The sequence below is a fragment of the Spirillospora sp. NPDC052242 genome (assembly GCF_040679555.1).
In the GTDB taxonomy this organism is placed as follows: Bacteria; Actinomycetota; Actinomycetes; order Streptosporangiales; family Streptosporangiaceae; genus Spirillospora.
The window spans coordinates 35562-46090 of sequence record NZ_JBFAUZ010000023.1 but is presented as its reverse complement, the minus strand read 5'-3'; the positions used below and the strand labels follow the sequence as shown (position 1 = coordinate 46090).

Genomic DNA, 10529 nt, shown 5'->3' with positions numbered 1-10529 from the left:
TCACAGCTCCGCGAAGAGGACGCCGAGGCTGAGGCCGCCCGCGAGCCCGACGAGCGCGACCCGGTCGCCGGGCCCGCAGCGCCCGCCGGCGATGGCGGTGGCCAGTTGCAGCGGGAGGCTCGCGGACGCGACGTTGCCGTGGTCGGGCAGCGTCACGACGAGCTTCTCCGGCGGGATCCCGAGGGCCGCGCGCAGCACCTCCAGGTACGGGACGGTCACCTGGTGGACGCCGACGAACGCGAAGTCGTCCCACGTCAGGCCGGTCTTCTCGAGGGCGGTCGTGAACAGTTCGGTGCCGCCCGCGAGGAACGCGTCCTTGAGGCGGCGGCCGTCCCCGCTGAAGTAGGAGCGCTCGGGGTCGCGGGGGTGCATGGAGCCGCCGCCGGGGAGCGTCCCGATCTCCCACGACGCGGAGATGGCGGCGAAGTCGCGGTAGAAGATCCCGCCGTCGGGTGCGGCCTCGACGAGCATCGCGGCGCCGCCGTCGGAGAGGGTGTAGCCGGCGAACGCGTCGACGAACTGCGCGCGGTCGCGGACGTTCCAGCGGATCGCGCGGGACGGGCTCTCGCCGGTGCAGACGAGCACGCGCTCGTGCTGCCCGGTGCGGATCAGCGCGTCGGCGGTCTGCAGGCCGTTGAGGAAGCTGTTGCAGGCGTTCTTGACGTCGAAGACGGGGCAGGTGGCGCCGAGTTTCGCCGCGACGATGTGGGCGGTGGCGGGCTCGACGAGGTCCTGCGACGCCGACCCGAAGACCAGCAGGTCGACGCCGTCCGGGCGGAGGCCGCGGGCGGCGAGGACGCGGCGGGCGGCGGCGACGGCGAGGTCGGACGCCTGCTCGTCGTCGCGCATGACGTGCCGGGCGCGGATCCCGGTCATCCGCTCGACGATCGTGGGGTGCGGCCGGTAGCCGCGGCTTTCGGCGGCGACGCGCGCCTCGACCTCGGCGCTGGTGACGGTCCGCTCCGGCAGGTGCGCGGCGACGGCGGTGATGCGGGCTCTCATGGGGGTCCCCCGGTTCCTCGTGCTCGGTCGGCGGCCAGGACGGCCAGGTTCGCCGACGTGGGCGCCCTCCGGACAGCGAGACCTTACGGAAAGGCCACCGGGGAAGTAGCCCAGTTCGAGGTGAGTACTACCACTTATCCCGAATGAGCGATACGGGCGGTCCGTCCGGTCGCACCGTCCGCGACAATCACCTGGTGACCAGGACAAAGACGACCAGGCCGACCACGGGGCCGACCACGAGGGCGACCGTGCGGGCGGCGAGACGGACGGCGGCGGAGGCGGAACGGCACGAGGCGCGGCTGCTGTGGCACGGCAACCGGGGGCTCTTCGCGCTCCTGCAGGCCGGGCGGCGCACCGGCCCGGTGACGCGCGTGCCGCGGCTCGGCTGGGTGGTGACCGACCCCGTCCTGGCCCGCCGCGTCCTCAACGACCACGAGCACTTCGGCATGAACGGCGAGGGCGGCGTCGGCCACCTGTGGACGCAGCTGTTCGGCGCGGAGATGGGACAGTTCTTCGGCGGCGCCCGGCACGCCGAGGTCCGCACCGCCGCCCGCGACCTGTTCACCGAGGACGCCGCCCGCGCGCTGATCGACCGGTCGCAGGGCGCCCACCACGCCGACCTGGCCCGCCGCCTCGCCGCCGGCGGGACCGTCGACGTCGCCGACACCGCGCGCGTCCTCGCCGGCCGGATGGTCGCCGACGTCCTCGGCCTCCCCGCGGACCGGCCGGACGGGACGTACCGGGCGCTGTTCGGCGCCGGGGAGCGGCTCGCCGCCCTCGCGCTCGGCACCACGGCCTCCACCGAGCTCGACCCGGCGACCGTCGAGCGGGCCCGCGCGATCGTCGAGGGCATCACCGCGGACGTCCCCGAGGCGTACCGGACGGGCGGGCCGGACACCCTGCTCGGCCGCTGCCGGGAGATCGGCCTCGGCCTGCCGATGGCGCGCGGCCTCGCGACCCTGCTGGTGATCGCGGGCACCGAGACCGGCGCGTCCGGGACCGTCCGGACGGTCGCGCTCGTGCACGACACCGGCGGCCAGCGCGCGCTGCTGGACGACCCGTCCCTCATCGACGGCGCGGTGCGGGAGGGCCTGCGGGTCGCCGCGCCCGCGCCCGTCATCGGACGGCACGTCGTGCGGGACGCGGACGTGGCGGGGCGGACGCTGCGCGCCGGCGAGCGCGTGCTGGTGCTCACGTACCTGGCGACGAACGGCGCGGGGCCGTTCGACGTGCGCCGCCCGTACGTGCCGGAGACGCGGCAGCTGTGGTTCGGCGGGGGCCGCCACCTGTGCCTGGGCGCCGCCGTGGCGCGCGTCCAGGTGGCGCGGATGCTGGCGGCGCTGCTGGCGGACGGGCGCCCGTACGCGATCACGCACCGGCGGGCGGCGCGCCGGGTGCTCGTCCCGTCGTACGCGGAGCTGCGGGCGACGCTCGTCCGCTGACGTCCCCCGCGTCCCGGCGACCACGGGGGCCGCCGGGGCGCGGACGGGACGGACGTGCGGAGCGGGCGGGTCAGACGCGCGGGGGCACCAGCTCGCCGGACGGCTCCGGGGAGGGCGGGGACGGCGCGGGCGGCGACACCGTGGTCGTCGGCGGGGCGGGCTCGCCCCGTCCGGGCGCCTCCATCTCGCGGGACGGCGAGTTCCACCACCACAGCGCGACCGAGATCGCGAGGAGCACCAGGATGCCGCCGACGAGCTGCGCGACCGCCATCCGGTGGCTCGGGTCGCGGAACCGGCGGCCGCGCGGCGGGCGCGCGGCGCGGCTCCGGCGGCGCTGGGCGCGGCGGGTCTCCCGCCGTTCGCGGCGGCTCGGCGGTCGGGCCCGTTCACGTGCCGAGGGCTCGGTGAACGCGGCACCGCGGACGAAGTCTTCGTCGAACACGGGCTCGTCGAAATCTGCGGGCATCGGACGCTCCGGCGCGGGGGGCGGACGCCTCCACGGTAGTTGACTCCGGCACCCATCGGACACCGCGCCGTTTCCGAACGCCGCACAGAACCGATAGTCGACTATCGATTGATAGGGTGAGCAGGTGCCGAGCGAACCCCCGAGACCGCTGCGCGCCGACGCGGCCCGCAATTCCGCGAAGATACTGCGGGCCGCGCGGCAGGTCTACGCCGAGCAGGGCCCCGACGCGCCGCTCGAGGAGATCGCCCGCCGCGCGGGCGTGGGCATCGCGACGCTGTACCGCCGCTTCCCCGACAAGGCCGTCCTCATCCGCGCCGCCCTCGACCAGAGCTTCACCGAGGAGCTCGCGCCGGTCATCGAGGAGGCGCTGGACGACGCCGATCCGCGGCGCGGGCTGGCCCGGGTGATCGAGACGGCCGTGGCGCTGACCGCCCGCGACCACAACATGGTCACCGCGGCTCGGAACGCCGGCGGCTTCCCGATGGACGCGGGCGCCCGGTTCTTCGCGTCGCTGGCCCCGCTGATCCGCCGCGGCCAGGACGCCGGGCTCGTCCGCGCCGACCTGGTGCTCGACGACGTCCGCAGGATCATGTCGATGCTGGTCAGCGTGCTGTGGACGCTCGACCCGCGGGAGGACGGCTGGCGGCGCTACGTCGGGCTGCTCCTCGACGGGCTCAAGCCGGAGGCGGCGAGCCCGCTGCCGCCCCCGGCTCCGCTGCTGATCCGGCGCCCGGGCGGCTGACGAGCCGCCCGGACGGGCCGGGGCGGCGGCTACCCGTCGCCGTGCGCGAGGTCGATGTCGTGGCCGTCCAGCCCGGCCCCGGAGACGGTGACCGCGGTCGCCCGCGGCGGGTAGCCGGTCGCGATGACCGTGTACGCGCCGCCGTCGAGGTCGGAGAAGGCGTAGGCGCCGTCCGGGCCGGTCGTGGTCGTCGCGACCGCGTTCCCGGCCGCGTCGATCAGCGTCACCCGCGCGCCGCCGAGCGGCGCCCCCGCGCCGCGCACCGTGCCCCGCACGTGCGCGCCGGGGCGCAGCTCCACCTCGACCCGGGTGACGCCGCCCGCGCCGACCTCGACGGGGACGGCCTGCGGCCGATGCCCGGGCGCGTTGACCGCGAGGGTCATCGCGCCCGGCACCAGGTCCGTGACGGCGAACTCCCCCGGCGGGCCGGTCTCCGCCGTCGCGAGGACGTCCCCGCGGACGTCCGTCACGATGACCACGGCACCGGCGACCGGCGCCCCGCCATGCGCGGACCGCACGATCCCCGACAGGCCGCTCGTCCCGCCCAGCAGGACGTCGTGGGCGACCGGCCCGTCGCCGACCGCGATCGACGCGGCCTGCGGCTGGTGGCCGTCGGCGGAGGCGATCAGCACGTAGGAGCCGGCCTCCGGCGCGGTCAGGGCGTACGCGCCGTCGCGGTGCGCGACGGCCCGGCCCACCTGGCGTCCCGCCTGCGAGATCAGCGTCACGGCGGCGCCCGCCACGGGCGCGCCCTCCACCCCGCGGACGTGCCCGGTGACGGGGACCCCGGTCGCGCCCGGCCCGTCCGGCGCACCGTCGTGCGCACTACCCGAGGCCGCCGGGGCCGCCGGGGCGGCGGCGCCGGACCCCCGGGCGGCGACAAGCGCCTCCTGCTTCACCTCGGCCGCGGCGACCGGCTCGCGGGCCTCGCCGCCGGGCGCCCCCTCGGCCGCCGCCCCGGGCGCGGGCGGTTCCGCGGCGGGACGGCGGCGCGGGATGAGGGACGCGATGGCGAAGGCCAGCAGGGCGGCGCCCGCCCCCGCGCCCATGACCACCTTGAAGCCGTCCTCGGAGGGCACCGGGACGCCGCCGAGGCTCACGACCATCTCGGCGAGGACGACGCCCGCGGCGGCGCTGGCGATCGACGTGCCGATCGACCGCATCAGCGTGTTGAGGCTGTTCGCCGCGCCCGACTCGGACGCGGGCACCGCCCCCATGATGAGCGTGGGCATCGCCCCGTACGCGAAGCCGATGCCGGCGCTGATGACGCAGGTGGCCAGCACGAGGTGCCAGATCTCCTCCATCAGCAGGATGTTCACCCCGTACCCGGCGGCGACGATCAGCGCGCCGATCATCAGCGTGACCTTCGGCCCCGCGCTCCTGGAGATCGCGGCGGAGACCGGGGCCATCGCCATCATCACCAGGCCGCCGGGCATCATGACCAGGCCCGCGACCAGCAGCGACTCGCCGAGGCCGTGCCCGGTCGCCGTGGGCAGCTGGACGACCTGCGGGATGACCAGCGACATCGCGAACATGGAGAAGCCGATCGCGATCGACGCGATGTTGGTGACGAGCACCTGCCGGCGCGCGGTGGTGCGCAGGTCGACCAGCGGGTCCCGGACGCGCAGCTCGAACGCGCCCCACACCAGCAGGACGGCGGCGGCCGCACCGAACAGGCCGAGGGTCGTGCCGCTCGTCCAGCCCCAGTCGGCGCCCTGGGAGATGGCCAGCAGCAGGCAGACCAGGCCGATCGCCATGCCGGCGGCCCCGACCAGGTCGAACCGTCCGCCGGTCCGCATCCGCGACTCCGGCACCAGGGTCAGCACGAGCAGGAACGCGACGGCGCCGAGGCCGGCCGAGAACCAGAACAGGGCGTGCCAGTCGAAGGTGTCGGCGATGAGCGCGGCGGCGGGCATGCCGAAGGCGCCGCCGACGCCGAGGGAGGCGCTCATCAGCGCGATGGCGGACGGCAGGCGCTCGGCGGGCAGCTCGTCGCGCATGATGCTGATGCCCAGCGGGATCACGCCGGCCGACAGCCCCTGGAGCACCCGGGCGACGATCATCGGGAGCAGGGTGTCGCTGAGCCCCGCCGTGACCGAGCCGACCACCATCGCGGCCACGCTGATCAGCAGCATGAGGCGCTTGCCGTACATGTCCCCGAGCCGTCCGCTGACCGGGGTGGCGACGGCCGCGGCGAGCAGCGTCGCGGTGACCGCCCAGGCGGCGTCCGACGCCGACGCGTCCAGCAGCCGGGGCAGGTCCGGGACGATCGGGATGACCAGGGTCTGCATCAGCGAGACCACGATCCCGCTGAAGGCGAGGACCGCCACGACCAGGTTCACCCGCACGGGCGCGGGCGCCTCCCGCCCCGCGGCCCGGGGTTGCGCATGGGACATGTATCGAGCCTCCGTAGGAGCTTTCGGATGATCACGACGGATCGCGCTCGGTGGATCGGGTGGCGTCCGTCCGGGGACGGCCACAAGTGATACGCAACTATCACTTAATGCTCTGGCGAGGCTAACACGACCGAAAGTGAACTCTCGGTTGTTCCGCCGCAGCGTGTCCGACGCCACACCCTGACTAGAACGTGTTCTATCTAAACCTCGACCGCCCGGTGACGAAGCTCACCGGCACTCCCCCTTGAGATCGACCGTGCTTCCATGGCAGCACACTCGCCGCCCGTTTCGCCTGATGAAAGCCCGTCATACCAAGCAAGCGATTGAATAAGACTCCTGATTAGACTCGAGTCTCATTTTCTCTTGTCGGGCCCGTGGAACGCGTTCTACGGTGGGCTCGAGCAGCAGCGTCGTCGCAGGCAAGGAGCGCCGCCATGACCGCCACCGCACCCGAGACCGCCGCCCCGGAAACCGCCGCACCCGGGACCGCCGTGCCCGCCGGGTTCGACTTCAGCAGCCCCGACCTGATGGCCGAGCGCGTCCCGCTCGCCGAGTTCGCGGCGCTGCGCCGCACCGCCCGCCCGTGGTGGAACCCGCAGCCCCGGGGCACGACGGGCTTCGCCGACGACGGCTTCTGGGTGATCAGCAAGCACGCGCACATCAAGGAGATCTCGCGCGACCACGAGCTGTTCTCGGCGAACGCGAACGGGTCGGTGATCCGGTTCAACGAGCGGTTCGCCCCCGAGGAACTGGACGTCCAGCGCGAGAACCTGCTGCTGCACATGGACCCGCCGACGCACGCCAAGCTGCGCCGGATCGTCTCCCGGGGCTTCACCCCGCGCGTGATCAACGGGCTGCACGACGCCCTGCGGGACCGCGCGGAGCGGATCGTGGCGGACGCGCGGCGCCGCGGCGGCACCGGCGACTTCGTCACCGAGATCGCCGCCGAGCTGCCGCTGCAGGCGATCGCCGAGCTGATGGGCGTCCCGCAGGAGGACCGGCGGCGGCTGTTCGACTGGTCGAACCAGATGCTCGGCTACGACGACCCCGAGTACGACGGCGACCCGGCGTGCGCCGCAGCGGAGATCATCGGCTACTCGATGGAGCTGGCCGAGCAGCGCCGCGGCTGCCCCGCGCACGACATCGTCACGAAGCTGGTCGAGGCGGACGTGGACGGCCGCGGCCTCACCGACGACGAGTTCGGCTACTTCATGATCCTGCTCGCGGTGGCCGGGAACGAGACGACGCGGAACGCGATCACGCACGGGATGATCGCGTTCTTCGACCACCCGGAGCAGTGGGAGCTGTACCGGGCCGAACGTCCCGAGACGGCGGCGGACGAGATCGTCCGGTGGGCGACGCCGGTGACGGCGTTCCAGCGCACGGCCGTCCGCGACACCGAGCTCGGCGGCGTGGAGATCAAGGCCGGGCAGCGGCTCGCCATGTACTACAGCTCGGCGAACTTCGACGAGGACGTCTTCGACGCCCCGGCCGCGTTCGACGTGCGCCGCTCCCCCAACCCGCACCTCGGGTTCGGCGGCACCGGCGCGCACTACTGCATCGGGGCGAACCTCGCCCGCCTGGAGATCGGGCTGATCTTCGACGCGCTCGCCGACCAGATGCCGGGCATCGCCCGGGCCGGGGAGCCGCGGCGGCTGCGCTCGGCCTGGCTGAACGGGATCAAGGAGCTTCCGGTCCGCTTCTGCTGACCCGCGGCGGCGCCGCGCCGCCGCGCCGCCGCGATCTCACTCTCCGGGACCGCCCTTCCGACCCGAACTAGAACGCGTTACATTCGAAAGCGAATCTCGTTCTAGAAGGAGATCGCATGGGGAACCCGGTGATCGTCGAGGCCGTGCGGACGCCGCTCGGCAAGCGGAACGGCGTGCTCGCCGGCCTGAAGGCGCAGGCCGTCCTCGCGCACGTGCTGACCGCCGCCGTCGAGCGCTCCGGCATCGACCCGGGCCAGGTGGAACAGGTCTTCGCCGGGTGCGTCACGCAGGCGGGCGAGCAGGGCGGCCACGTCGGCCGCTACGCCTGGCTGTACGCGGGGCTGCCCTGGCAGACGGGCGTCACGACCGTCGACGCCCAGTGCGGCTCCGCGCAGCAGGCCGTCCACCTCGCCGCGTCGCAGGTGGCGGCCGGGGTCGTGGACGTCGCCATCGGCTGCGGCGTCGAGGTGATGAGCCGCACGCCGCTCGGCGCCAACGTCTACCCCGCCGACCCGCGCCCGGACGACTGGTCGCTCGACATGCCCGACCAGTTCGGCGCCGCCGAGCGGATCGCGGCCCGCCGCGGGTTCACCCGCGCCGACATCGACGCGTTCGGCGCCCGGTCGCAGCAGCTCGCCGCCAAGGCGTGGGCGGACGGCCGGTTCGAGCGCGAGATCGTCCCGATCGAGGCGCCCGTCCTGGACGCGGAGGGCAACCCGACCGGGGAGACCCGCACGGTGACCCGCGACCAGGGTTTGCGCGAGACCACCGTCGAGGGCCTCGCGAAGCTCAAGCCCGTCCTCGGCGAGGACGCGCTGCACACCGCCGGGACGTCCTCGCAGATCTCCGACGGGGCCGCGGCCGTCGTCGTCATGTCCGAGGAGAAGGCCGAGGCGCTCGGCCTGCGCCCGCGCGCGCGCTTCAAGGCCCAGGCCCTCGTGGGCGGCGAACCGTACTACCACCTGGACGGCCCCGTGCAGTCCACCGAGCGGGTGCTGGCCCGCGCGGGGATGACGATGAACGACATCGACATCACCGAGGTCAACGAGGCGTTCGCGTCCGTCGCGCTGTCGTGGGCGTCCGTCCACGAGCCGGACATGGACAAGGTCAACGTCAACGGCGGCGCGATCGCGCTCGGCCACCCCGTCGGCGCGACCGGCGCCCGGCTGATCACCACCGCGCTGCACGAGCTGGAGCGCCGCGACGCGGGAACGGCCCTCGTCACCATGTGCTGCGGCGGGGCCCTCTCGACCGCGACCATCCTCGAGCGCGTCTGACCTCGGACGCATCCGCGCCCGGACGCGTCCGGGCGCGGAGACAGTTGCACCGCCCGCGTCCGGCCCCGGACGCGGGCGTCCCCAGGCGCGAAAGGCGGTCTGCCATTGCAGCCGGAACCGGAGGACCTCGGCGGGGGCCTGTGGAGCGTTCCCGTGCCCATCCCGGGCAACCCGCTCGCGTACACGCTGGTGTACGCGCTGGACGGCCCGCGCGGCCCCGTCCTGATCGACGCCGGCTGGCAGCACGAGGACGCCTGGGCGGCCCTGACGGGCGGCCTCGCGACCTTCGGGATCGACGTCGCCGACGTGCGCGGCGTGGTGGTCACGCACTTCCACCCCGACCACGCCGGCCTCGCGGGCCGGGTGCGGGAGGCGTCCGGCGCGTGGATCGCGATGCACCGCGCGGACGCCGACATCGTGCGGCTGTTCCACTCGGTCGACCGCGCCCAGCGCACCGGCATCGAGCACGACTCGATGAAGCGCGCCGGGGCGTCCGCGGCCGAACTGGAGGGCTTCGTCGGCGGCGGCGGCCGGGTCGACCCGCCCGCCATCCCGGACCGTGAGCTGTCCGACGGCGACCTGATCGACCTGCCGGGACGCAAGCTCCGCGCGATCCACACCCCGGGGCACTCCCCCGGCCACATCTGCCTGCACCTGGAGGACGCGGACCGCATCTTCACCGGCGACCACGTCCTGCCGCGCATCACCCCGCACATCGGGCTGTACCCCTACGACATCCCCGACGTCGACCCGCTCGGCGCGTTCCTCGGCTCGCTCGCCCGCATCGGCGAGATGACCGTGGACGAGGTGCTGCCCGCCCACCAGTACCGGTTCGCCGACCTGTCCGCGCGCGTCCGCGAGATCGTCGAGCACCACGAGGAGCGGCTCGGCGAGGTCACCGCGCTGCTGTCGGCGTCCCCGACCTCGCTGTGGGACGTGGCGGCGGGCCTCACCTGGCGCCACCCGTGGACCGAGATGCCCATGGAGGCCCGCCGGATGGCGACCGGCGAGGCCGCGGCACATCTGCGCACGCTGGAGAACCGCGGCCTCGTCCGCCGCGCGGACGTCGACGGCGTCCTGAGCTTCACCGTGGCAGGCTGATCCGGCGGCTCTCCAGCCACTCCTGGTCGGCCTCGGTCCACAGCATCGGCTCGAGGGTCTCCAGCCCGTCCGCCCACGCGGCGGCCGCCGCCTCGGCGGCCGCCACGGCGCGCCTCCGCCGCACGACCGTCCGGACGACGTCGAACAGCGCGTACACGAGGACCCCGCAGACCAGCACTCCGACGACCACGGCGGGACCTCCCCTCAGGTCGCCCACCGTACGGACGGCCCGGTCGGAACCGGCCCCGCATGACCGGAAGCGCGGAAACCGGCGACGGCTTCTTTACCCAGGGGATCCCCGCAGCGGCGGACTCGAACCTTCCATGATCATGTCCGCTTCCCCCGACCGCCACCCGCACGCCCCGGCGCTCCGGACGCGTCGCGCGTTCCCGCG

At 74.5% G+C, this 10529-nt stretch carries 9 protein-coding genes and 1 pseudogene; 5 read left to right on the top strand and 5 right to left on the bottom strand.

What is annotated here, in order from left to right; translation table 11 throughout:
• Complete coding sequence (locus tag AB0L25_RS19985) at positions 1-1002, bottom strand: 3-oxoacyl-ACP synthase III family protein (RefSeq protein WP_500174128.1); 1002 nt, start codon at positions 1000-1002, stop codon at positions 1-3.
• Between the two features lie 194 nt (positions 1003-1196).
• Between AB0L25_RS19985 and AB0L25_RS19980 the strand changes: the two genes are divergently transcribed.
• Positions 1197-2444, top strand: coding sequence for a cytochrome P450 (locus tag AB0L25_RS19980; RefSeq protein ID WP_500174127.1), 1248 nt, complete (start codon positions 1197-1199; stop codon positions 2442-2444).
• Positions 2445-2514: 70 nt separating this feature from the next.
• Here AB0L25_RS19980 and AB0L25_RS19975 read toward each other — a convergent pair whose 3' ends face one another.
• Positions 2515-2910 (bottom strand): SCO2583/SCO2584 N-terminal domain-containing protein, encoded by a 396-nt coding sequence (locus AB0L25_RS19975; RefSeq protein ID WP_500174126.1) that lies wholly within the window; start codon positions 2908-2910, stop codon positions 2515-2517.
• A gap of 124 nt (positions 2911-3034) precedes the next feature.
• Between AB0L25_RS19975 and AB0L25_RS19970 the strand changes: the two genes are divergently transcribed.
• Positions 3035-3652 (top strand): TetR/AcrR family transcriptional regulator, encoded by a 618-nt coding sequence (locus AB0L25_RS19970; protein ID WP_500174125.1) that lies wholly within the window; start codon positions 3035-3037, stop codon positions 3650-3652.
• 29 nt (positions 3653-3681) lie between these two features.
• Here the strand turns inward: AB0L25_RS19970 and AB0L25_RS19965 are convergent, their stop codons facing one another.
• A complete protein-coding gene (locus tag AB0L25_RS19965; RefSeq protein ID WP_500174214.1) occupies positions 3682-4551 on the bottom strand; it encodes an MSCRAMM family protein in 870 nt (289 codons plus the stop codon).
• A gap of 36 nt (positions 4552-4587) precedes the next feature.
• A pseudogene (locus AB0L25_RS19960) lies at positions 4588-6048 on the bottom strand (MFS transporter); the annotation flags it as partial.
• 434 nt (positions 6049-6482) lie between these two features.
• Between AB0L25_RS19960 and AB0L25_RS19955 the strand changes: the two are divergent.
• The 3 genes from AB0L25_RS19955 (at position 6483) to AB0L25_RS19945 (ending at position 10135) form a co-directional block, all read left to right on the top strand.
• Positions 6483-7757 (top strand): cytochrome P450, encoded by a 1275-nt coding sequence (locus tag AB0L25_RS19955; protein ID WP_500174124.1) that lies wholly within the window; start codon positions 6483-6485, stop codon positions 7755-7757.
• 116 nt (positions 7758-7873) lie between these two features.
• Entirely contained in the window at positions 7874-9034 is a 1161-nt protein-coding gene (locus AB0L25_RS19950) for a steroid 3-ketoacyl-CoA thiolase (protein WP_500174123.1), read from the top strand.
• Positions 9035-9187: 153 nt separating this feature from the next.
• Positions 9188-10135: an MBL fold metallo-hydrolase gene (locus AB0L25_RS19945; protein ID WP_500174122.1), complete on the top strand. Its 948-nt coding sequence runs from the start codon at positions 9188-9190 to the stop codon at positions 10133-10135.
• Here AB0L25_RS19945 and AB0L25_RS19940 read toward each other — a convergent pair.
• On the bottom strand, positions 10119-10325 hold the full coding sequence (locus AB0L25_RS19940; RefSeq protein ID WP_500174121.1) for a hypothetical protein: 207 nt from the start codon (positions 10323-10325) through the stop codon (positions 10119-10121). The genes AB0L25_RS19945 and AB0L25_RS19940 overlap by 17 nt on opposite strands.
• Between the last annotated feature and the right edge of the window lie 204 nt (positions 10326-10529).

Bases quoted from the DNA above. Each gene is read 5' to 3' on its own strand.
- AB0L25_RS19950 (WP_500174123.1), top strand. From the start codon at position 7,874: ATGGGGAACCCGGTGATCGTCGAGGCCGTGCGGACGCCGCTCGGCAAG.
- AB0L25_RS19985 (WP_500174128.1), bottom strand. From the start codon at position 1,002: ATGAGAGCCCGCATCACCGCCGTCGCCGCGCACCTGCCGGAGCGGACC.
- AB0L25_RS19975 (WP_500174126.1), bottom strand. From the start codon at position 2,910: ATGCCCGCAGATTTCGACGAGCCCGTGTTCGACGAAGACTTCGTCCGC.
- AB0L25_RS19955 (WP_500174124.1), top strand. From the start codon at position 6,483: ATGACCGCCACCGCACCCGAGACCGCCGCCCCGGAAACCGCCGCACCC.